The 21939-nt window shown below is 70.6% G+C and carries 19 protein-coding genes; 11 read left to right on the top strand and 8 right to left on the bottom strand.

Features of this window, described 5'->3' with window-relative positions; genetic code table 11:
• The first annotated feature begins 151 nt into the window (after window positions 1–151).
• The 7 genes from PHN62_RS01445 (at window position 152) to recF (ending at window position 8146) form a co-directional block, all read left to right on the top strand.
• Complete coding sequence (locus tag PHN62_RS01445) at window positions 152–1036, top strand: NAD(P)-dependent oxidoreductase (protein WP_300145242.1); 885 nt, start codon at window positions 152–154, stop codon at window positions 1034–1036.
• Window positions 1037–1084: 48 nt separating this feature from the next.
• Window positions 1085–1525 (top strand): DUF2237 domain-containing protein, encoded by a 441-nt coding sequence (locus PHN62_RS01440; RefSeq protein WP_300145239.1) that lies wholly within the window; start codon window positions 1085–1087, stop codon window positions 1523–1525.
• A 71-nt stretch (window positions 1526–1596) separates the two neighbouring features.
• Window positions 1597–3567 carry a lytic transglycosylase domain-containing protein gene (locus tag PHN62_RS01435; protein ID WP_300145235.1) on the top strand — a complete coding sequence of 657 codons (1971 nt, stop codon included), beginning with the start codon at window positions 1597–1599 and terminating at the stop codon, window positions 3565–3567.
• 254 nt (window positions 3568–3821) lie between these two features.
• Window positions 3822–4715 carry an alpha/beta hydrolase gene (locus PHN62_RS01430; protein WP_300145232.1) on the top strand — a complete coding sequence of 298 codons (894 nt, stop codon included), beginning with the start codon at window positions 3822–3824 and terminating at the stop codon, window positions 4713–4715.
• The gene (locus PHN62_RS01425) at window positions 4712–5710 is read left to right on the top strand and encodes a threonine/serine dehydratase (protein ID WP_300145229.1); all 999 of its coding nucleotides are present in this window, start codon (window positions 4712–4714) and stop codon (window positions 5708–5710) included. Before PHN62_RS01430 ends, PHN62_RS01425 begins: the two co-directional genes overlap by 4 nt.
• A 163-nt stretch (window positions 5711–5873) precedes the next feature.
• Window positions 5874–7001: a DNA polymerase III subunit beta gene (gene dnaN, locus PHN62_RS01420; RefSeq protein ID WP_300145224.1), complete on the top strand. Its 1128-nt coding sequence runs from the start codon at window positions 5874–5876 to the stop codon at window positions 6999–7001.
• Window positions 7001–8146 carry a DNA replication/repair protein RecF gene (recF, locus tag PHN62_RS01415; RefSeq protein ID WP_300145221.1) on the top strand — a complete coding sequence of 382 codons (1146 nt, stop codon included), beginning with the start codon at window positions 7001–7003 and terminating at the stop codon, window positions 8144–8146. Before dnaN ends, recF begins: the two co-directional genes overlap by 1 nt.
• Before the next feature lie 172 nt (window positions 8147–8318).
• Here the strand turns inward: recF and PHN62_RS01410 are convergent, their stop codons facing one another.
• Window positions 8319–10802 carry a DUF2125 domain-containing protein gene (locus tag PHN62_RS01410; protein WP_300145218.1) on the bottom strand — a complete coding sequence of 828 codons (2484 nt, stop codon included), beginning with the start codon at window positions 10800–10802 and terminating at the stop codon, window positions 8319–8321.
• A gap of 92 nt (window positions 10803–10894) precedes the next feature.
• Here PHN62_RS01410 and PHN62_RS01405 point away from each other — a divergent pair, with 92 nt between their 5' ends.
• Complete coding sequence (locus PHN62_RS01405; RefSeq protein WP_300145216.1) at window positions 10895–11455, top strand: gamma-glutamylcyclotransferase; 561 nt, start codon at window positions 10895–10897, stop codon at window positions 11453–11455.
• Between the two features lie 6 nt (window positions 11456–11461).
• On the opposite strand, the gene PHN62_RS01400 is transcribed toward PHN62_RS01405, so the two are convergent.
• The 5 genes from PHN62_RS01400 to PHN62_RS01380 all read right to left on the bottom strand — a co-directional run bounded on the left by PHN62_RS01400 (window position 11462) and on the right by PHN62_RS01380 (window position 14839).
• Window positions 11462–12040, bottom strand: a complete 579-nt coding sequence (locus PHN62_RS01400) for a DUF998 domain-containing protein (protein WP_300145213.1) — start codon at window positions 12038–12040, stop codon at window positions 11462–11464.
• Between the two features lie 105 nt (window positions 12041–12145).
• Window positions 12146–12688: a transcription antitermination factor NusB gene (gene nusB, locus PHN62_RS01395; protein ID WP_300145211.1), complete on the bottom strand. Its 543-nt coding sequence runs from the start codon at window positions 12686–12688 to the stop codon at window positions 12146–12148.
• Window positions 12681–13238, bottom strand: coding sequence for a 6,7-dimethyl-8-ribityllumazine synthase (locus PHN62_RS01390; RefSeq protein WP_300145209.1), 558 nt, complete (start codon window positions 13236–13238; stop codon window positions 12681–12683). Before PHN62_RS01390 ends, nusB begins: the two co-directional genes overlap by 8 nt.
• Before the next feature lie 13 nt (window positions 13239–13251).
• Complete coding sequence (locus PHN62_RS01385) at window positions 13252–13866, bottom strand: riboflavin synthase (RefSeq protein ID WP_300145206.1); 615 nt, start codon at window positions 13864–13866, stop codon at window positions 13252–13254.
• Window positions 13867–14038: 172 nt separating this feature from the next.
• A complete protein-coding gene (locus PHN62_RS01380; RefSeq protein ID WP_300145203.1) occupies window positions 14039–14839 on the bottom strand; it encodes an SseB family protein in 801 nt (266 codons plus the stop codon).
• Between the two features lie 324 nt (window positions 14840–15163).
• Between PHN62_RS01380 and pyk the strand changes: the two genes are divergently transcribed.
• On the top strand, window positions 15164–16591 hold the full coding sequence (gene pyk, locus PHN62_RS01375) for a pyruvate kinase (protein WP_300145200.1): 1428 nt from the start codon (window positions 15164–15166) through the stop codon (window positions 16589–16591).
• Between the two features lie 38 nt (window positions 16592–16629).
• Window positions 16630–17508 carry an HNH endonuclease gene (locus tag PHN62_RS01370; RefSeq protein WP_300145197.1) on the top strand — a complete coding sequence of 293 codons (879 nt, stop codon included), beginning with the start codon at window positions 16630–16632 and terminating at the stop codon, window positions 17506–17508.
• Between the two features lie 48 nt (window positions 17509–17556).
• Here the strand turns inward: PHN62_RS01370 and parC are convergent, their stop codons facing one another.
• Both parC and PHN62_RS01360 read right to left on the bottom strand, forming a co-directional pair.
• Window positions 17557–19797, bottom strand: a complete 2241-nt coding sequence (gene parC, locus PHN62_RS01365; protein WP_300145194.1) for a DNA topoisomerase IV subunit A — start codon at window positions 19795–19797, stop codon at window positions 17557–17559.
• Between the two features lie 59 nt (window positions 19798–19856).
• The gene (locus PHN62_RS01360) at window positions 19857–20876 is read right to left on the bottom strand and encodes an AbrB family transcriptional regulator (RefSeq protein WP_300145190.1); all 1020 of its coding nucleotides are present in this window, start codon (window positions 20874–20876) and stop codon (window positions 19857–19859) included.
• 145 nt (window positions 20877–21021) lie between these two features.
• Between PHN62_RS01360 and truA the strand changes: the two genes are divergently transcribed.
• Entirely contained in the window at window positions 21022–21789 is a 768-nt protein-coding gene (gene truA, locus PHN62_RS01355; RefSeq protein ID WP_300145187.1) for a tRNA pseudouridine(38-40) synthase TruA, read from the top strand.
• The last annotated feature ends 150 nt before the right edge of the window (window positions 21790–21939 follow it).

Below are 21939 nucleotides of genomic sequence, written 5' to 3'. Positions count from 1 at the left end.
CGAAGGCCGCGCCCCGCCACCTTGGGGGCGTATCCGTCCTGCGCGAAGCGGTCAACGCTCCATGCGGGGCTCGAAGCGGCGCAAAACGATAGGGGGAGCACCACGCTTTCCGGACCTCGGGCGGGCCTCATGCGGAAGGAGAGCGCGGATCATGGCGCGGACGGCCTTCGTCGGTCTGGGAGCCATGGGCTTCCCCATGGCCGGACATCTCAAGCGGGCGGGCCATGAGGTCGCCGTCTACAACCGCAGCCCCGCGAAGGCGCAGGCCTGGGTCGCGAAACATGGCGGAGCCAGCGCCCCGACCCCCGCCCGGGCCGCCCAGGGCGCGGAGTTCGTCATGATCTGCGTCGGGAACGACGCCGATCTGCGCGCCGTGACCCTCGGGCCGGAGGGAGTCTTCGCGGCCATGGCGCCGGGCGCCGTCTGCGTGGACCACACCACCGCCTCGGCGGCGGTCGCGCGCGAATTGGCCGCAGAGGCCGCGACGCGCGGATTCGCCTTCCTCGACGCCCCCGTCTCGGGCGGTCAGGCGGGCGCCGAGAACGGCGCCCTCGCGATCATGTGCGGCGGAGACCAGGCCGTCTACGACCGCGCCGAGCCGGTCATGGCCGCCTATGCGAAGCTCTGCCGGCGCCTCGGCGATTCGGGCGCGGGGCAGCTCTGCAAGATGGTCAACCAGATCTGCATCGCCGGAGTCGTCCAGGGACTCGCGGAGGCGCTGGCCTTCGCCGAGACCTCCGGCCTCGATTCCGGCGCCGTGATCGACGTGATCTCGAAGGGCGCGGCCCAAAGCTGGCAGATGGAGAACCGGCACGGCTGGATGGCCGAAGGGCTGGCCTCGGGCGCCTTCCAGCCGGATCGCGGATTCGCCGTGGACTGGATGCGCAAGGATCTCGGAATCGTGCTCGACGAGGCCCGCCGCACCGGCGCCAGACTGCCCCTGACCGCCCTGGTCGACCAGTTCTACGCCGACGTCCAGAAGATGGGCGGCGGCAGATGGGACACCTCCAGCCTGGTCATGCGCCTCAAGGACTGACCTCCCCCCACCCCTCTTGACGCCGGAATCCCCGGCCGGAGATTCCGGATGAGCGGCCCCCCCAATCCTCCCGTGATCGTGATCCGCCGCCGCGCGCCCTCGCGCAACGTGCTGGGCGGGCCTCTGGAATCCTGCTCGCGCGAGCCGCTCACGGGATTTTACCGCAACGGCTGTTGCGACACGGGCGTCGAGGATCTAGGCTCCCACACCGTCTGCGTCGTGCTGACGGCGGAGTTTCTCGCCTTCTCCAAGACGCGCGGCAATGATTTGTCAACTCCGCGGCCCGAATTTCGGTTCGCGGGACTCAAGCCCGGAGACCGGTGGTGCCTCTGCGCCTCGCGCTGGCGCGAGGCCTACGAAGCCGGAGCCGCTCCGAAGGTGGTGCTCGCCGCGACCCATCGGGAGGCGCTGCTCCAGGCGCCCCTCGAAGCCCTGCTCTCCATGGCGGCCCCGCCGCCGGAGGAGACCGACGAAGACGAGGCGCGCTGAAGGCCCGCAGGCGCGGCGCGCGACGACCCCATGGCGCTTCAGGGCGCCCCGCGCGAAGAATCGGGATTGTGATGGCGATGAGGCGGATCGGCGTTCTGGCGGGTTTTCTGGCGGGCTTCTGCGCGGCGACGCAGGCGTCGGCCCATCCCTTGAGCGAATTCTCCGACGCGGCCGGGCGCGAACTGCGCGCCGCCCGGGTCGCCGCCGACAAGGGCGACTGGGGAACGGCCGCCACGGCCTCCCATCGCTCGGGCGACGCCGCCGGGCCGCAGATGGTCCGCTGGCTGCGCCTGCAGGACGAACGCGCCGCCGATTTCGACTCCGCCGCCGAATGGCTCGCCGAGCATCGCGGCTGGCCCGCCGAAACCGCCATCCGCCGCATCGCCGAGCGCAAGACGCCCGCCGCCACGCCTCCGGCGCAGGTGGTCGCCTTCTTCGGCGCCAACGCTCCCCTGACGGCCCGGGGCGCGCTGCGCCTGGCCGACGCGCTCAAGGCGCAGGGTCGGGCCGCCGACGCCGCGGCGGTCGCCGCGCGGGCCTGGGCGGGGCTGGTCTTCGACGCGGGCGAGGAGCGCGAGATGACCGCCCGTCATGGCGACGCCCTCTCCCGGGGGGCGCACGAGGCCCGGCTGGAGCGTCTGCTCTGGGACGGCCGTCTCGCCGAGGCGCAACGCATGCTGCCGCTGGTCGGCCCCGAGGCGCGGCGGCTCGCGGAGACGCGGCTGGCGCTGCTGCGCGGCCAGGATCAGGCCAACGCCCTGCTCTCCGCCCTGCCCGCCGCCCTCAGGGCCCATCCGGGCGTGGCGCACGGGCGGATGGTCTGGCGCAACGGACGCGGCCTGATCGCCGAGGCTCAGGCCATGCTGCTCGAAGCCACCCGCGAAGGGAAGCTCGGCGCGCCGGAGCGCTGGGCCGAAAGGCGGCGGATCTGGTCGCGCCAAGCCTATGAGGCGAAGCAATACCGGCGGGCCTTCGACTTCGCCACGCCCCATGGACTCGCGCCGGGCGGCGATCAGGCCGAACTCGACTGGTTCGCCGGATGGATGGCCCTGCGCCATACGGGCGACTTCGGCGCGGCGCGGAGTCTCTTCGGCGGCATCCACGACACCGCCCGCATGCCCATCAGCCGCGCGCGCGGCGCCTATTGGGCGGGAGAGGCCGCGGCCCGCGCGGGAGACGCTCCGGCGGCCCGCGTCTGGCGCCAGAGGGCGGCGGCCTTCTCGACCACCTTCTACGGCCAGCTCGCGGCCACGAAGCTCGGCGGCGCGCCGGTCGACGGTCTGCGCGCGCCCGCCGCCGCCGGAGCCGAGGCTCCGCCCCCCGCCGACTGGCGCGACGCGGCGCGCATGGGATTCGCCATCGCGGCCTCCGGCGACGCCCGCCGGACCCAGGAGTATTTCGGAGCTCTGGCGCGCAATCTCGACGAACCGGGGCTGCGCAGCGTCGGACAGGCCGCCCTCGACGCCGAACTCTGGGGCGCGGGCGTGGCGGTCGGCAAACAGGCCCTGATCAAGGGCGTGCTGCTGCCCAACGCCTCCTATCCTCTGGCTCCCCTGCCCGCGCGTTCGGGCTGCGGATCCAGGGTGGAGCCCGCCTTCATCTACGCCATCATCCGTCAGGAGAGCGAATTCAACGCCGAAGCCGTCAGCCGCTCGGGCGCGCGCGGGCTGATGCAGCTCATGCCGCCCACCGCCCGCGAAGTCGGCGGCGTGGTCGGCGCGCCCTCGGACGCCGCGTCGCTCACGGGGAACCCCGCCGCCAACATCCGGCTCGGGGCCTGCTATCTGGAGCGGATGCTCGATCAGTTCGAGGGCTCGGTGGTGCTGGCGGCGGCGGCCTACAACGCCGGACCGAGCCGGGCGCGTCAGTGGATCGGCGCTCTGGGCGATCCGCGCGCGGCGGGCGTGGACGCCGTGGACTGGATCGAATCGATCCCCTTCTCGGAGACGCGCAATTACGTTCAGCGCGTGGTGGAAGGCTATTACGTTTACCGCTTCCGTTTGGGAGAGCCCGCTCCAGAGCATCGACTCGCCCAACGGTAAACGGTTTTTCCGCCCGGAAAAGGCGCCGGAGCCCTCCCGGTGCCTGAAGGGCCTTCGATGTTCGTGAACATATTCAATCTCCTGGCCTGAAGCCTCTTGCGCGGCGCGACGCGGAGAATCCGCGGATACGCCTGAGAGGCGAGTTCCTTTTCCCTTGCCTTGCGCGCCGATTGCGTTACTCTCCGTCCCGGAATGGGGCGTTGCGGGGTCTCCGGACGGACTGCAGGCAAGCCGCGCAAGATGGGGTGGGGGCTATGGAATCGGCGCAAGAGGGCCATCGGGCCCGAAGCTTCCGCGCGGCCGACGGCTTGAACCTCGCCTTCCGCGATTACGGCTCGCCCTTCTCCCAGCGCACCCCGGTGATCTGCCTCGCGGGCCTGACCCGCAACGGCAAGGATTTCGACCAGCTCGCCCGCCGCCTCTCCGCGGATCGCCGCGTGCTGACGCTCGACGCGCGCGGGCGCGGGGCCTCGGACCACGATCCGAAATTCGAAAACTACAACCTCATCGTCGAGGTGGGCGACGTGCTGCAGCTCGTCTCCAACGAGCTGCGCCGCCCCTGCGCCATCATCGGCACCTCGCGGGGCGGACTTCAGGCGCTGATCCTCAACGGCGTGCGCCCGGACCTCGTGCGGGGCGTGGCCCTGAACGACGTCGGGCCGGAGCTGGCGCCTCAGGGTCTGGCGCGGATCTTCGGCTATCTCGGGATCCGGCCCGAGCCGCTCGAAACCTGGGCCGACGCCGTGGCCGCCCTGAAGGTCAACAACGCCGCCGATTTCCAGATCACCGAAGCGCAATGGCTCGCCTGGGCCCGGCGCAGCTTCCGCGAGACTCCCGAAGGCCGGATCGAGCTCGACTACGACCCCAGGATGCGCGACGCCGCCCTGGCCGCCGCCAAATCGGGGCCCGGCGGAGACTTCTGGCCGCAGTTCCGCGCCCTCGCCGACAAGGAGACCCTGCTGATCCGGGGCGAGAACTCCGATCTGCTGACTCTGGAGACCGTGGCGAAGATGCGCCGCGTGAAGCCCGACCTCGTGACCGCCACCGTGCGGGGCCGGGGGCATGTGCCCTTCCTCGACGAGCCCGAGGCGCTCAACGCGCTGGACGCCTTCCTGGCGCGGCTCGATTCGCGCGAGCGCGTCCTGTGAGCGCCGCCGCGAACCTCGCGCCGCCGGGATTCGGCGACGTCCTCGCCGCCGCCGGAAGGCTGGCCGGAGTCGTCCGCCGCACGCCGCTGCTTGAAGATCCCTTCCTCAACGAACAGGCCGGACGCCGCCTGCTGGTCAAGGCGGAATGCCTCCAGCGGACGGGCAGCTTCAAGTTCCGCGGCGCCTGGAACCGGCTTTCGGCGCTCCAGGGCGAGGCCCGCACGCGCGGCGTGGTCGCCTTCTCCTCGGGGAACCACGCTCAGGGCGTGGCCTATGCGGCGAAGCTCCAGGACATGCCCGCCGTGATCGTCATGCCGAAGGACGCCCCCGCCGCCAAGATCGGGGCCACGCGCCGTTACGGCGCCGAGGTGGTCCTCTACGACCGCCGCACCGAGGATCGCGCCGCCATCGCCCGCCGCTTCGCCGAGGAGCGCGGCCTGACGCTCGTGCCTCCCTTCGACGACCCCTTCGTCATCGCCGGACAGGGCACGGTCGGGCTGGAGATCGCCGATCAGGCCCTTGAAGCGGGTGTGACGGAGGCCAGCGTCCTGGTCAACTGCTCGGGCGGCGGACTGGCTTCGGGGGTTGCTCTGGCTCTGGCCGAGCGCGCGCCGGGCCTGACCGTCCGCACCGCCGAGCCCGAAGGCTTCGACGACTGGGCGCGCTCGCTGGAGGCCGGCGCCATCCGGAGCAATCACGCCGTGGGGGGCTCGATTCAGGACGCGCTCATGTCGCCGAGCCCCGGCGTTCTGCCTTTCGCCATCGGCCGCCGCGCCTTCGGACCCGGCCTCGCCGTCAGCGACGAAGAGGCCCTGCGCGCCATGGCCGCCGCCTTCGCGCGGCTGAAGATCGTGCTGGAGCCGGGCGGAGCCGCCTCTCTGGCGGCGGCGCTCTTCCGGCGCGAGGCGATCCGGGGCGAGGCCGTGATCGTGGTCGCCTCGGGCGGCAACGTCGATCCGGCGGTCTTCGCCCGCGCCCTCGCGACAGGCGGCTGAACGGGCGGCCGAACGGGCGGCCGAACAGCCAGCCGGGAGGCTCGGCGGGGCGCGAATCCCGCCTGCGGAACGCGCGCAAGATTCTGGTCTTTTGCGGATCGGGCGGATAATCTGCGGCCCCAAAACCCGGATTTACGGTCGGATCAGCGCGAAGGACGGCTCCATGAAGGCGATTCTCGAACGCGGCGCCTTGTTGAAGGCTCTGAGCCATGTGCAAAGCGTCGTCGAGCGGCGGCAGACCATGCCCATCCTCGCCCATGTGCTGCTGCGCGCCGAAGACGGACGCCTGACCCTCGCCGCCACGGACCTCGGCGTCGAGGCCGTCGAGAGCGCCGCCGCCCAGGTCGAGACCCCGGGCGGCGCCACGGCGCCCGCCCAGACGCTCCACGAGATCATCCGCAAGCTGCCCGACGGCGCGCAGATCTCGCTGAGCCATGATCCCGCCGCCGCGCGTCTGGAGATCGTGGCCGGGCGCTCGCGCTTCGAGCTGGCCACCCTGCCCGACGCCGATTTCCCCCGCATGGCCACCGCCGAATACGCCGCGCGCTTCGTCATGAAGGCGGGGGCGCTCAAGCGCATGCTCGACAAGGCGAAATTCGCCATGTCCTCCGACGAATCGCGCTATTACCTCAACGGCGTCTATCTGCATCTGGCCCAGGCCGAGGGCGGCTTGCGGCGACTGCGGGCCGTGGCCACCGACGGCCATCGCCTCGCCCGCATCGAGACCGATCCGCCCTCGGGCGCCGAGGCCATGCCCGCCAGGGGCGTCATCCTGCCGCGCAAGACCGTCACAGAGCTGGGCAAGCTGCTGGAGGACGCCGAAGCCGAAGTCGAGGTCTCCATCTCCGAGGACAAGGTGCGTTTCGCCTGCGGACCGGTGGTGCTCACCTCTCTGGTGGTGGAGGGCGACTTCCCCGATTATTCGCGCGTCATCCCGCGCCATAACGACAAGCGCCTGCACGCCGATCCGAAGCTGCTCGCCGCCGCGGTCGACCGCGTGGCCACCGTCGCCACCGACAAGACCAACGCCGTCAAGCTGACCCTGGAGGAGGACAAGCTGACCCTCTCGGTCATCAGCCCCGACAGCGGCAGCGCCGCCGAGGAATTGCTCGTCGGCTATGGCGCCGCGCCGCTGGAGATCGGATTCAACGCCCGCTATCTGCTCGACATCCTCGGGCAGATCGAGAAGGGCGACGCGGCCTTCTTCCTCGCCGATCCCAACGCGCCCATGCTCGCCCGCGACGGCGAGGACGAAAGCGCGCTCTACGTCGTCATGCCGATGCGCGTGTGATGGCGGGCGGGGCTCCGGCGCGGGCGGCTCTGAGGCTGCGTCTGGCGCGGTTCCGCTCCTGGAGCGCCCTGCAGCTGGAGATTCCCGACGGAGCCTCGGTCGCGCTGACCGGCCCCAACGGCGCGGGCAAGACCAATCTCCTCGAAGCCCTTTCGCTGCTCGCGCCGGGGCGAGGCCTGCGCGGGGCCTCGCCGGAGGAGTTCGCCCGCCGTCCCGAACGCGCGGGCTGGGCCGTCGAAGCCCTCTGGCGCGCGCCGGAGATCGAGGCCGACTCGGCGGAGCTGCGCGTCGGCGCGGATCCCGAAGGCCGCCGACTCGCGCGCATCGACGGCCGCGAGCTCGGGCGTTCGGCTCTGGGGGCTCCGGCGCGGCTGGTCTGGCTGACTCCGGCGCTGGACCGGTTGTTTCTCGAATCTCCCGGCGACCGCCGCCGCTTCTGGGATCGCCTGACGCTGGCCTTCGTCCCGGAGCATGGCGAGCGCGCCCTCGCCTATGAGCGGGCCATGCGCGAACGCAACCGCCTGCTCGAGGATCCCCGCGCCGATTCCCGCTGGCTGGACGCCCTCGAAGACGAGATGGCCCGCGCCGGAACGGCGCTGTCCTCCGCCCGCATGGAGACCCTGCGCCGCCTGAGCGCCGCCGCGGAGGAGGCTTCCGAAGATTTCCCCGTCGCCCGCCTGAATCTGACCGGCCTGCCGGAAGCGGCGCTCGCCGAGGGCTTCTCCCCCGAAGAAACCGAGGCCGCCTTCCGCCGCCGCCTCGCCGAGGGCCGCCCCCGCGACGCCGCAGCCCGCCGCGCGCTGATCGGGCCTCATCGCATGGATCTCGAAGCCGTCTACGTCGGGAAGGAGACGCCCGCCGCGCTCTGCTCCACGGGAGAGCAGAAGGCGCTTCTGGTCGGGATGATCCTCGCCCACGCCCGCGCTCTGGCGGAGTTCGACGACGCGCCGCCGGTGCTGCTGCTCGACGAGATCTCCGCCCATTTCGACGCCGGACGCCGCGCCGCGCTGTTTCAGGCTCTGGCGGATCTGGGGGCCCAGGTCTGGATGACCGGCGCCGAGATGCGGCTCTTCGAGGCCGCGCCGCCCGGAACCCTGCGTCTGAGCGTGCGCGAGACGCTGGAAGGCTCGGTGCTGGAGGGCTGAGCCCTGCGGATCGCGCGGGCCTCCGCCCCTTCCCCGCCCATGGACATGAAAAAAGGCGCCGGAGGAAGCCCTCCGGCGCCGTTCCGATTCGTCTTCGTCCCGACCTGCGGTCTGCGGGCCGCCTCCCGACCCGCGCGGGGTCGGGGGCGACGTTCAAGGCCGCGTCGCGGGCTTACTGATGGGTGCTCGGATGGGTCGGATCGACCTCTTCGCGCAGCTGCTCGACGCCGTTCTCCAGGCGCTGGACGCCTTCCTCGACGCCCTGCCGGAGACGATCCGCGCCTTCCTCGACGCCCTGCTGGAGGCGCTCCGCGCCTTCCTCGGCGCCCTGACGCAGCTGATCGACGCTCGGCAGGCCCTCGCGCATGTCCTGGAGGCCCTGCTGAAGGCCCTCGACGCCCTGTTCGGCGTCGCGGCGGATCTGCTCGCCGCCGGGGAGAGCCTCCTGAAGCCCTTCGAGGCTCTCGCGCGCGCCTTCCTCAAGGCGCTGGAGCTCCTGTCCGGCCTCCTGATGGAGCTCGTGAGCCCCCTGTTCGAGGTTCTGGCGCAGATCCTGAAGGCTGCCCTCGGTTCCGGGAGCGACAGGCGCAGGCGCGGGAACGGCCTCCTGCGGAGCGGTCTCCACCGGAGCCGGAGCTTCGGGGGCGATGGCGGGCGCGGGCGCGATCCCGGGGGTCAGGGGCGCGGGCGCCTCGATGATCGGCGGAAGCTCCTGCTCCTCGACGCCGTCGAACTCCTCCTCGTCGAGCGGAAGCTCCTCCTCCAGAGGCCATTCGTCATCGGAAGAGGGCTCCAGGGAGGGGCCGCCGATCCCCGGCAGCTCGCCCAGAGGATTGCCGTTCACCGTCAGCACGCCGTCTTCGCCCGCGACCACGTTGAAGATGGTCTCGCCCGCCTCGTTGGTCTCGCCGAGCATGCCGATCATGCCTTCGGCCATGCCGACGGCGTCCGGGGGCACGAAGCCCGCGTTCGCCAGAGAGGTCAGGAAGGGGCTCCAGTTCCGGAGGCTCGCGACGGCCGCGCCCCGGGGCGGAGCGGCGGGATTCGCGGCGTCGAAGGCGGCTTCTCCGCTCGCCCTGGCCACCAGGCCCAGGGCGTCGATGGTCACGTCGTCGATCTTGACGCGGTTCGGGAAGACGGGCTCCTTGCCCGCCGCCATGGCCGCCTCCAGCGTCTCCTGATCGCCGAGGCTGGCGTTCAGCGTGAGGTCGCCCGAGAAGGCGAGCCGCAGGCGGTTGATCTGGCGGTCCAGGGCTCCGGTGGGATCGATCAGATCCCAGGCGCCTTCGTTGAGCGTCACCTTGTCGAGGTCGTATTCGACGACGAAAGGCTGCGGCGCCTCGGCCGCGAGCAGCGGGCCGTTGATCTTCGCGACCATGTTGCCGATCTCGCCCGAGACCTCGGCGGGGCCGGAGAAGGTGAAGACGTTGGCCGCCGAAACGCCCGAAAGATCGAAGACGCCCTTCTCCACGGCGATCACGCCGTCGCTCCGGCCGGTCCGGACGTCCAGATCGAAGGCCGGAATGGGCGGCATGGCGTTGAAGGGATCGGGCTCGGCGGCCTCGTTGGGCGTCGACTTCATGAGCACGTGGGAATCGTCGGCCTTGTAGGCGACGCGGAAATCCACCTTCGAGAAATCGGGGATCGCGCCCGCTTCGAGTCTGGCGGGGTCGAATTCGGCGAGGGTCGCCTTGCCCACATGGCCCTTGAACTCGAATTTCCCGTAGCCGGCGTCCGAAGAAACCGAGATGGGGCCTTCGCTCTGGGTCATGGCGTAGCTCAGGGCGTCGCCGCTCAGGGTGAAGTCGATCTTCTCGGGGGCGTCGACGAAGTTCAGGCGGGCGTTGGTCGACTTCATCGGAATGGCGACCTCGGGGAGCTCGCCGGTCTTGACCTTCAGGTCGATCAGCGCGGGCAGCAGGAGTTCGCCGGTCCGGGTCTCGCCCTGGCGCGAGCCCCGGGCGGTCAGGCTGGAGAGCCCGAGCGTCGCCACGCTCTCGACCAGGCCCTCCTGGGTGAAGTCGGGGTTGGGCTGGGAGCTGCGGACCGTCGTGACCAGATCGGCGAGGACGTTCTCGAAGGTCTCGGCGCCGCCGGTGGTCCCCTTCAGCGTGACGGGGCCCGTGCGCACGGAGACGTCGCGCGGACCGGGCAGCAGCTTCTGCGCGTCGGTGAGGGCGCCCGCGAGCGTCAGGCCGAACGAATCGGCGGCGAGGTCGTAGGCCGCGGCCCGAGAATCGGAGCCGTCCACGGCGCCGCGCAGGTTCGCGATCTTCAGATCGCCCGCGAAGCGGCGCTCGCCCATGGTCACGTCGACCCTGGAGGTCTCGGCGATCCCGGTGACGCGGCCCTTGCTCGGCGAGAACATCGCCCAGGATCCCTCGATCCAGGGAATGGTCGTCGCGGCGACGACCTTCTGCCCGAGCTGATCGCGCGTGGCGGTCGCCACGACGTTCTCGATGCGGGCGTCGTGCCTGAAGGGGAAGCCGGTCACGGTGACGGGGCCATGGGCGACCTCCAGACCCTGAGCCTTCAGCGCGGCGGTCTGCTGCGCGATGGCCTGAGGGATCTTGCCCTTGACGTAGAACCAGCCGCCAGCCCAGGCGGCTGCGGCCAAAGCGACCACCGCGACAAGGCCCTTGCCCATCTTACCCATATGCACGCTCCTTCGGCGAAGTTTCGCCCTCCTCACACCGGGCCCCTATATAAGGCTTTCGCAGGCTCATGAGAAGGCGAGGAGCGAGAAATATGGCGCTGCAACAGGATCTGTGGGTCTTCGGATATGGCTCGCTGATGTGGAATCCCGGGTTTCCCCATGTGGAGCGCCGTCCCGCGCTGCTGGAGGGATGCGCCCGGAGATTCGCCTTGTGGTCTACGGAATATCGGGGCACGGCGGAGCGTCCGGGGCTGGTGCTGACCCTCGAGCCCACGGAAGGCGCGACCTGTCGGGGAGTGGCCTTCCGGGTGGCGGCTGGGGCCGTCGAGGAGACTCTCGCGGGGCTGAGGGCGCGCGAGCTCGTGACCGGAGCCTATGAGGAGGCCTGGCGGCCCGTCCGGCTGCTCGACGAGGCGGGCGGCGCGGCGGAGGCGGTCTGCTATCTGGCGCGCCTCGGGCATCCGCAGCACGCCGGAGGCCTCAGCCTCGCGGAGCAGGCGGCGATCATCGCCCGCGCCCAGGGGCGGCGGGGACCCAATCCGGACTATCTCTTCAGCACGCTGGAGGCCCTGCGCGCCGAGGGCGTCCGCGACGAGGAGATGGAGGATCTCGGCGTGCGGGTCGCGGGGCTGCTGGAAGGCGGAGCCTCCTGAGCGGAGTCAGGCCATGGCGAAGGCGAAGAGCCCCAGCCACAGCAGAACCGACAGCAGGAAAATCCGCTCGACCAGCCCGAAGATCCGGCGCAACGCTGGAATCAGGCAGATCACGACGCCCGCCAGAGACGCCGCGACGACCCGGCCCAGGCCGTTCAACAGAGGCCGCGCCCCTTCCGCCGCCAGGCTCGCGGCGAAGGGCGACAGGACGTCCACGGCCATATAGGCCAGCGCGAAGCTCGCCACGGCGAAGAGATAATGCGCCCTTCCGCTTCGCGTGAGGCGCTCGCCCTCCAGATCGGTCGGGAAGGCCAGAACCCCGAGCCTCAGGACCGCCATGGCCAGAAGATAGAGCCAGCCCTGCGCCGGAAAGCGTCCATCCGCGAGCAGCGCCCCGGCGAGCGCGGCCGCCGCCGCGATTCCCGCCGCTCCGTAAAGGGCGAAGAGCCGCCGGCCCGGCCCGACGCCGTAATCGCTCACCGCCTCGGAGACGGGGTCGCGCCCGCCCCGAAGATGCAGCAGCGCGAACAGAGCCAGCTGCACAAGATAGGCCGCTCCGGCGAGAAGAAAGAGAAGCTGCGTCATCACGCGCCCCCTGAGAAGGGCGCCGGAAGATCCCGGACGAGAGCGCCCCTCCCGGCGCCGGATCGAGGACCGCTCCCTTTCAGCGCAAGGCTTCCGCTCCGGAGATCAGAACTCGCCGGGGCGCAACAGACGCGCGAGCCCGTCGAGCACGCCGTTGGCGAAGCGCGATTCCTCGCCCTGGTCGAAGAAGGCGCGCGCCACGTCCACATATTCCACGATGGCCGCCCGGGCGGGCACGTCGGCGCGGGCGGTCAGCTCGTAGGCCGCCGCCCGGAAGACCGCCCGCAGGATCGGGTCGATCCGCGCGATGGGCCAGTCCTTCGCCAGAACCGAGTCGATGCTCCGGTCCAGCTCGCCCTGACGCTCCACCACGCCGCGCAGCAGCTCGCGGAAGAGCCCGAGGTCGGGCATGCGGTATTCGGCTTCGTCCACCACCCGCCCGAGCCGGTGGGCTTCGAACTCCAGCTGCGCCGAGCGCCAGCCCACGCCGGTCATCTCCATCTGGTAGAGCGCCTGCACCGCCCCGAGACGGGCGGCCGAACGCATCAGGCGCTTCTCCTGATGGCCGGGTTTTTGCGGGCGCTTCTCCTCGGGAGCCGAAGCTCCCGAGGGGTCCGTCCCCGAAGATTCCGGAACCGGATCAGCCATGTCGTCCCGCTCCCGCAGAGGCGACCACGATATGCTCCGAATCCGGCGCGAAGCTGGACCTGCGAGCCCCGACCGGCTCCGGCGCGCCCCAGTGCGCCCGCAGCGCGATCAGCGCCAGAGCCGCGTCGGCGGCGCCCGCGCCCTTGTTCATCTTCTCGGGATTGGCGCGCTTGAGCGCCTGCTTGCGGGTCTCGACGGTGAGGATCCCGTTGCCCACGGCCTCGCCCTTCAGGGTGAGGTCCATCAGCCCGCGCGCGGATTCCTCGCAGACGGTTTCATAATGGGTGGTCTCGCCGCGGATCACGCAGCCGAGCCCCACATAGCCGTCGTAGCGACCCGAGCCGGCGGCCAGAGCCACGGCGCCCGGAATCTCCAGAGCCCCCGGCACCTCGACCAGATCGGCGGAGGCTCCGGCCTCCTTCAGGCGCGCCCTGGCGCCCTCGATCAGGAGATCGGCGATGTCGCGGTAGAAGGGCGCCACGACGAGCAGAACCCGCGTGCCGGCGGGAACCTTCGGCGGAGGGCCGGCGGGGGCCTCGGATTCGGCCATGATGCAAACTCCCTCAGACGCCCTCGACGGCGGCGTCCTTCAGACGCGCCACGTAGCGGGCGAGCAGATCGATTTCAAGATTCACGGGCAGACCCGGCGTCAGTTCGCCGAAGCTCGTGACGGCCAGAGTATGCGGAATGAGGTTCACCTCGAACTCCGCCCCCTCGACGGCGTTGACCGTCAGGGAGGCGCCGTCCACGGCCACCGAACCCTTCTCCGCGATGAAGCGCGCGAGGCCCTTCGGCGCGCGGAAGCGCAGGCGGCTGGAGTCCCGCTGCGGCGCGACCGAAACCACCTCGCCCACGCCGTCCACATGGCCCGAGACCACATGGCCGCCGAATTCGTCGCCGAGCCTCAGCGGGCGCTCCAGATTGACCCGCCGCCCGGGACGCCAGAGCCCGAGCGTCGTCTTGTCGAGCGTCTCCTTCGAGACGTCGGCGTCGAAGCTCCAGCCTGCGCCGTCGCGGCGGCGGGCGGTGATGGTCAGGCAGACCCCCGCGCAGGCGATGGAGGCGCCCGAAGGGGCGTCCCCGAGGTCGAGGCTGGTCCTCAGGCGCACCCGCAGGCCTTCGCCCTGGGGCTCCAGGTCGAGCACCTCGCCCAGATCGGTCACGATTCCGGTGAACATCGCCGCGCCTCCCTGCGGAGCGCCGCCGGATCGGGTCGGACCCTCCGGACGCTCCTTCTCCCGACATCTCTTAACACGACCGCGCGACATTCCGGAAACCGCTCGACGGCCTCCCGCGCGGAAAGCCTCCGGAAAGCCTCAAGGCCTCGCGGCCCAGGCTCCCCGCCTGCGCTCAGTTCAGCGAGCCGAAATCGATGATCGGCAGGCGCAGACCCACGCTCCGGGCCTTCTCCAGCAGCTCCGAGCCCGGATGGAGGATCGTCACCTCCAGAGGCTCGGCGATGGAGAAGGACGAACGCGCCGTCTTCGCCAGAGCCGCCGCCACCTCGTCGGCGCGATGGGCCCCGAGCGCCGTCGGCGCCAGAGCCAGAACCAGCCGGCTGGTCTCGCGCCCGTCGGCGCCCTCGACGAAGAGCCGGAAGAGCGTCGCCTCCTCGATCTCGGCGCGGAAGCCCGCCAGCCGCGAGGTCAGGGCCGCCACCGCCTCGCGCGGCGCCTCGGTCGGAGGCTCGACGCGCAGGCTGGCGCCCGCGGGCACCTCTTCGGTCTGGGTGGCTTCGAGGGCGCGCTCGTGGAGCCATTCCACGTTCTCGCGCGTGATGATCAGGGAGGAAGGCGCGACGCCCAGATTCAGGCCGACCTGCTCGCTGCCGTCGAACATCTCGAAGATCGCCGTTCCCGGCAGCCCGACGTAGTTCACCGGCTCGGTGGCCCATTCCGCGAGGCGCTCCTCGCTGTCGAAGACGAGGACGGTCTCTTCGCCGTCCACCTCGAAGACGATGGGCGAGATGGATTGTCCGCCGCTGACGGTCTCTTCGGGCTCCTCGTGGATGGGCAGGAAGAGCGTGGTGGCCATGAGCTCGTCGAAGAACCGGGGCGAGGCCTCGGGATTGCGCTGCGCCTCGAGGAAGGCGGCGTCGAGCGTGGTGTGGGAGCGCGGCGCGGCTCCGTTGGCGGCGTGGGAATCGGTCATGGCGTCCTTCTCTCGGCGCGCGGGCTCTCGGCGCGCGGGCGCGGTCTTCCTCATGACGTCCCCCGCAGCGGCTGTAAAGCTCCAAATGGCCGCAAGAGCGCCCGCTCCGGAGACCGTTCCGCAGACCGCTCCGGGCGGGCGGAGGCGCGCTTCGGGCCTCTGGCGGGGCGGGCGGGTCCGATTCTTCCGCCCTCCGTCAGACAAAGCAAGAATCGGCCCGTCCGCGCTTGAGACAAAGCGCTTTGGCTGCGCTATAGAGCCTGAAGGGGGCTCTGCGGGGGTTCGGCCCCCCCGCCCCTTTCAGCTGGCCGCCAGGAGGGTTCGATGAGGCGTCGACGCAATGTGAAGATCCTGGCCACGCTTGGCCCGGCCTCCTCCGGTTACGACCAGATCCGCGCCCTGTTCCTCGCAGGCGCCGACGTCTTCCGGCTCAACATGAGCCACGGCTCCCATGACGACCACCGCGCCCGCATGGCGCATATCCGGGCTCTGGAATCCGAGACCGGACGGCCCATCGGGGTTCTGGCCGATCTGCAGGGCCCCAAGCTGCGGGTGGGCGTGTTCCAGGACGGCGCCGCCGAACTCGCGGAGGGCGCCCCCTTCCGGCTCGACCTCGACGAGACGCCCGGAGACGCCCGGCGCGCCCCTCTGCCCCATCCCGAGATCTTCGCGGCGCTGAAGCCCGGCGCGACGCTGCTGGTCAACGACGGCAAGATCCGGCTGAAGGTCGAGTCCTGCGGCCGGGACTTCGCCGAAACCCGCGTCGAGGTGGGCGGCGTCATCTCCAACCGCAAGGGCGTCAACGTGCCCGACGTGGTGCTGCCGCTGGCCGCCCTCACGCCCAAGGACAAGGAGGATCTCGAATTCGCCTGCGAGCTGGGCGCCGACTGGATCGCCCTGTCCTTCGTCCAGCGCGCCGACGACGTGCGCGAGGCCAAGGAGCTGGTCGCCGGACGCGCCCTCGTCATGGCCAAGATCGAGAAGCCCGCCGCCGTGAAGGATCTCGAATCCATCCTGCGGATGTCCGACGGCGTGATGGTGGCGCGCGGCGATCTCGGCGTGGAGATGCCTCTGGCCCAGGTGCCCACCACCCAGAAGCGCATCGTGCGGCTGGCGCGCAGCCTCGGGCGCCCGGTGGTGGTCGCCACCCAGATGCTGGAGAGCATGATCGAGGCCCCCACCCCCACCCGCGCCGAGGTCTCGGACGTGGCCAACGCCGTCTTCGAGGGCGCGGACGCGGTGATGCTCTCGGCGGAATCGGCGGCGGGGCAATATCCCGTCGAGGCCGTGACCGTGATGAACGACGTGGCCGTGACCATCGAGCAGGATCCCCTGCATCGTCAGGTCGTCGAGGCCGCCCGGGGCGCAGCCGCCGCCACCACCGCCGCCGCCATGACCGCCGCCGCCCGCGAGGTGGCCGAGACGACGCAGCTGGCGGCCATCTGCTGCTTCAGCCATTCGGGGACCAGCGCCATGGCCGCCGCCCGCGAGCGTCCGCGGGTGCCGATCCTCGCGCTGACGCCGCTGGAGTCCACGTCGCGCAAGCTGACCCTCGTGTGGGGCCTGCATTGCGTGAAGGTGCCCGAGGTGAAGATGTTCGGCGAGGCGGTCGCCGAGGCCGTGCGCGCCGTGCGGGCGCATGAGTTCGCCGGAGACGAGGACAAGATCGCGATCATCGCGGGGGTGCCTTTCGGCCGCGCCGGATCGACCAACATCCTGCGCGTCGCCAACGTCGGCGGCCCGACCCTCTGAGGACGCGCCCGGCGCGGAGTGAAAGGAGAGAGAGGAGAATGACCACCTTCAACGACCTCCTCCGCGCCGAAGGCCTGGATCCCCGCGAAGTCATCCTGCTGCGGCACGCCACGGCGAAGCCGCCCACGCCTCATGGGCTCTGGCTCGCCAACAGGACGGCCTTCGACCGCTATCAATCGACGCAGGAAAGGCGTTTTCAGAAAATCTGCTCGACGGAGCATTGGGCCAGCTTCGTCGTGGAGCCTGACGGCGGCGTTCTCTTCGTCGGCCTCTATCGCGCTGCTCGGGAGGATTCGCGCAAGATCGCCTGGCCGTGCCCCCTGATCGGGACGAAGCTCCCCGCCGACGCGAATCTCTATCGTCTGGAGCTTCTCCCCCATCTCTCGGCTTTCAGAGAGGTCTTGCGCATCCGCTGGGGCGACGGCGCAAGAGCCTGGATCCAGTACGCCGGCCGGCGGGACAAGGAGATCCTGACGCCTCCGGGCCTTCTCCACGCGGCCCCGCCTGCAGGCGCTCTCAGCCTTCCGGCCTCCGCTCCGCCCGAAGAGAGGCCCGGACGGAGGATGGAGGCTCCGGACCCGACCTCGCCGGAAGGCAAGGAGATCTGGAGGCTCCAGAAGGAGCCGGAGCGGAATCCCGCTCTCGTCCGGGAGGCGAAGCGCCGAAACCGGGAGCGCCATGGCGGACGTCTCCGCTGCGAGGCCTGCGGCTTCCCATACGCCGACCCGCGCATGTTCGACGCGCATCACAAGACCCCTCTGCGCGCGGGAGAGCGCGACAGCTCCGCCGAGGATCTCGCCATTCTCTGCCCGACCTGCCACCGGCAGGCCCATCTGAGCCCCAATCGCCTGATTCCGCATGACGTCGCGGCCTTGCGGGCCTGGGTCGCGGCGGGCAGGCCCGATCAGCCGGATTGAACCCGAGGCGCCGCCCCGCGCCCCGACCCTCCGCCGGAGCCTGAAGGCTCAGCCGAATCTGTTGTCGCGCGGGAAGCCGCGCGGGGCGATGCTCCCCGCCGCGCCGCGATTCCCCAGCCAGGCCGACAGATCCGGCTCATGGCGCCGACGTCCGCCGCCTTCGGTCCAGCTCAGGCCCTCCGCCAGATTCAGCGTGCGCAGATCGGACAGCTCCGCCCCCTTGTAGCGCTGAAGCGTCACGCCCTTGCCGCGGGTCATCTCCGGGACCTGCTCCAGAGGGAAGACCGTCAGCTTGCGGTTCGTCCCGACGGCCGCCGCATGGTCGCCCTCCACCGGCGCGCAGAGCTTCGCCCTGGCCCCCTCGTCGGGAGTCAGCACCTGACGCCCCGCCCGGGTCTGGGCGATCATGTTGGCCTCCAGCGCCACGAAGCCGCGTCCGTCCGTCGAGGCCACAAGGCGCTTGCCCTCGGGGCGCGGGACGAACAGGGCCACGATCTCGTCCTCGTTCGCCAGATCCGCCATGAGCCGCACCGGCTCGCCGAGGCTGCGCCCGCCCGGCAATTTGTCCGCCGCGAGGGAATAGGCCTTGCCGCTGGCCGAAAAGGCCACCAGCGTGTCGGTGGTCTCGGCGTGAAGGCGGAAGGCCTCCTTGTCGCCGTCGCGATGCTTGGCCTCGAAATCGGCCGCGAGATGGCCCTTCATCGCCCGGATCCAGCCCTTTTCGGAGAGGATCACCGTCACGGGCTCGCGTTCGATGAAGGACTCGAGGGAGGGCGCCGCGATTTTCGGCGCTTCGGCGATCTCGGTGCGCCGGGCGCCGCCTCTGGCCGTGGGGCCGAAACGGCGCTTCGTCTCGCGGATCTCGGCGGAGAGACGGGAATTCTGCTTCGCCGGACTCTCCACGAGGGCGGACAGCTCCTCGTTCTCCTTGAGCAGCGCCTCGCGTTCGTTGCGGAGCTCCATCTCCTCCAGCTTGCGCAGAGAGCGCAGCCGCATGTTGAGGATCGCCTCCGCCTGGGTGTCGGTCAGGCCGAACTCCGCGACCATCAGAGGCTTGGGCTCCTCCTCGCCGCGCAGGATCTCGATCAGCCGGTCCAGATTCAGATAGGCGATCAGGAAGCCCTCGACCAGCTCCAGCCGCGTCCGCAGCTTGCTCAGGCGATGGTTCGAGCGCCGGAGCAGCACCTCGCGCCGATGGTCGAGGAAGGCTTGCAGCACTTCGTCCAGCGCCATGACGCGGGGCGTGCGGCGGGAATCGAGGACGTTCATGTTGAGCGGAAAGCGCGTCTCCAGATCCGTCTGCTTGAAGAGCGCCTCCATGAGGGCCTCGGGCGCGACGGCGCGGGATTTCGGCTCCAGAACGATGCGGACGTCCTCGGCGGATTCGTCGCGCATGTCGGCCAGAAGCGGAGACTTCTTGTCCTCGATCAGCGAGGCCAGCCGCTCGATGAGCTTCTCCTTCTGGATCTGATAGGGGATCTCCGTGACGATGATCCGCCATTGCCCGCGTCCGAGATCCTCGGTGCGCCAGCGCGCCCGCAGACGGAAGCCGCCGCGCCCGGTGCGGTAGGCCTCGCGGATGGCGGCGGCGGGCTCGACGAGGACGCCGCCCGTGGGGAAATCCGGCCCCGGAATCAGGGCGATCAGGTCGTCCAGGGGCGTCTTCGGGTTCTTCAGCAGGACCTGAAGCGCGTCGCAGAGTTCGCCCGCGTTATGCGGCGGCACGCTGGCCGCCATGCCCACCGCGATGCCGCTGGCGCCGTTGGCGAGCAGATTCGGAAAGGCCGCAGGCATGACCTCGGGCTCGCTTTCGGAGCCGTCGTAGGTGGGGCGCATGTCGGCGCCGTCCTCGTCGAGGCCCTCCATGAGCGCCGCGCCGACTTCGGTCAGGCGGGCTTCGGTGTAGCGCTGGGCGGCGGCGCTGTCGCCGTCGATGTTGCCGAAATTGCCCTGGCCGTCGACCAGCGGATAGCGCGTCGCGAAATCCTGCGCGAGGCGCACCATGGCGTCGTAGACCGAGGCCTCGCCGTGAGGGTGGTATTTGCCGATCACGTCGCCGACCACGCGGGCCGACTTCTTGTAGCCCGTCGAGGGGTCGAGCTTCAGCTGACGCATCGCGTAGAGCACGCGCCGATGCACCGGCTTGAGTCCGTCGCGCACGTCCGGGAGCGCGCGATGGGTGATCGTCGAGATGGCGTAGGCCAGATAACGCGACCCGAGGGCCCGGGTCAGCGGCTCGTCGAAGATGCGGCCTTCGTCAGGAGGCGAGGAGTCGGGAGATTGGGTCATGACGCCTTCCTAGCCGGAGCCGCGGCGAAGCGCAAGGGACAAGAACGTAAAAAGAACTATCAGCGTTTCAGCCAGAAAGGCGCCGTCAGCGAAAGCGCGAGAATCCGGGCGATGTGATGCGAGCCCACATAGGCCGCCTCGAATCCCATGGTCAGGCCGATCACGGCCATGGCCTCGGCGCCGCCCGGCGCGAAGGCCACCGCAGCCTGAGCGAAGGGGACTCCCGAAGCCCATGAAGCCAGAGCCGCCCCCGCGCCGCCCACCGCCAGCAGCAGGGCCACCAGAGCCGCCGCCGCCCCGAAGGCCGCGCGCAGCTCCGCCCGGGTCACGCCCATGAAGCGCGCTCCGATCAGAGCCCCCACCACCACATAGGCGGGCGCGGCGAACCAGACCGAAGGCCGCCCATGCACGATCCCCGCAAGATGCAGCGCCAGACTCGCCAGAAGTCCGCCGATCACATAGCCCGCAGGAGTCCGGATCCGCGTGAGCAGCCAGCCGCAGAGCCCTCCCAGCCCGAAGACCAGCGCCAGTTCGAGGGGATCCTCCAGAATCTCCGGCGCGGGCATCGAGGCGGGCGGCGGAAGGGCCGCGTCGAGCAGGATCGGCAGAAAGGCCACCAGCACGATCAGCCGCAGGGTCTGGAGCAGCGCCACCCGGCGCACGTCGCAGCCGGGCGTCGAGAGGGCCGTGGCCATCACCGCCGACAACGCCCCCGGCGCCGAAGCCAGCCGCGCCGTATTGGCGTCGTAGCCGAAGCCCCTGCGCAGAAGCCCCGCGCCCAGAGCCATCATCGCCACCACCGAGACCGCCAGAATCAGGAAGCTCGCGGGCCAGCGGGCGGCCTCCTGGAGGGTCCGCTCGTCCACGCTGGAGCCGAGCATCACGCCGAGGACCAGAAAGGCCGCGTCGCGCAGCCAGGCCGGCGGATTGGCGTCATGGCCGAGCGTCGCCATGACGAGGGAGGCCGCCGTCGCCCCAAGCATCCAGCCCGCCGGAAGACCCAGACCCTGCGCCAGAGCGCCCCCCGCCAGAGCCGCTCCCAGCAGAGCCGCCAAACGCACGAACTCCCGCGCCCTCATGATGATCCCCCTTCGCGCCGTCGGCGGCCTTCATGCGCCCGCCGAGGCTCCGCGTCCAGAGGGCGCGCCGCTCCGGCGCCGCGGGCTCTTGCGATGCGGGCGGCGAGAGGCCAAAAGGCCCCGGTCCGTCGTTCAGAGAGGCCTCATGCCCCGCTTCAAGCTCATCGTGGAATATTGCGGCGCGCCCTTCGCGGGCTGGCAGCGTCAGGCCAACGCCCGGAGCGTCCAGCAGGCGCTCGAAGAGGCCATCCGCAAGCTGGAGCCCGAAGCGCCCACCATCACCGCCGCCGGACGCACCGACACGGGCGTCCACGCCATGGGTCAGGTGGTCCATTGCGACCTTGAAAGGAGCTGGGAGCCCTTCCGCCTGATCGAGGCCCTGAACCGGCATCTGCTGCCCGATCCCGTCGCGATTCTGGCCGCCCATGTCGTGGATTTCGACTTCAACGCCCGGTTTTCGGCTCTGGAGCGGCTCTATCGCTACAAGCTCGTCAACCGCCGCGCGCCCCTGACCTTCGCCAGAGGGCTCGCCTGGCGGGTGAAGGCGCCCCTCGATCTGGCGGCCATGGCCGAGGGCGCGGCGCATCTGCTCGGGCGCCATGACTTCACCACCTTCCGCTCGTCGCAATGCCAGGCGGATTCGCCCCTGCGGACGCTCGACGAATTCTCCGTCCATGCGACTCCCGAAGGCTGCGAGATCACCGCGCGCGCCCGCAGCTTCCTGCATCATCAGGTGCGCTCGATGGTGGGGAGTCTGGCGCTGGTCGGCTCGGGGCGCTGGGCTCCCGCCGACATGCGCCGCATCCTCGAAGCCCGCGACCGCGCCGCCTGCGGACCTCTCGCGCCTTCCGAGGGGCTTTATCTGGAGGGCGTGCGCTATCCGCAGCCCTGGGCCGATCTGGGGCCGGCCTGAAGAGGGCCAGGCCGCTCGTCCGTCCTGATTCGGGGCGGATCTCTCCGGAAACCCTCCGGAAACCATGAGATTCGGGACGATTCTCTCGGGAGGCGTCTTCCCGCGCCGCGCTTAATTCAGGTTTTTTCGCCAAAATCCCATGATGGCGCG

This window comes from Neomegalonema sp., from assembly GCF_028688855.1.
Classification (GTDB): domain Bacteria; phylum Pseudomonadota; class Alphaproteobacteria; order Rhodobacterales; family Rhodobacteraceae; genus Neomegalonema.
Note: the sequence above shows the minus strand (reverse complement) of the source record. Positions and strands in the feature narration are given on the sequence as shown.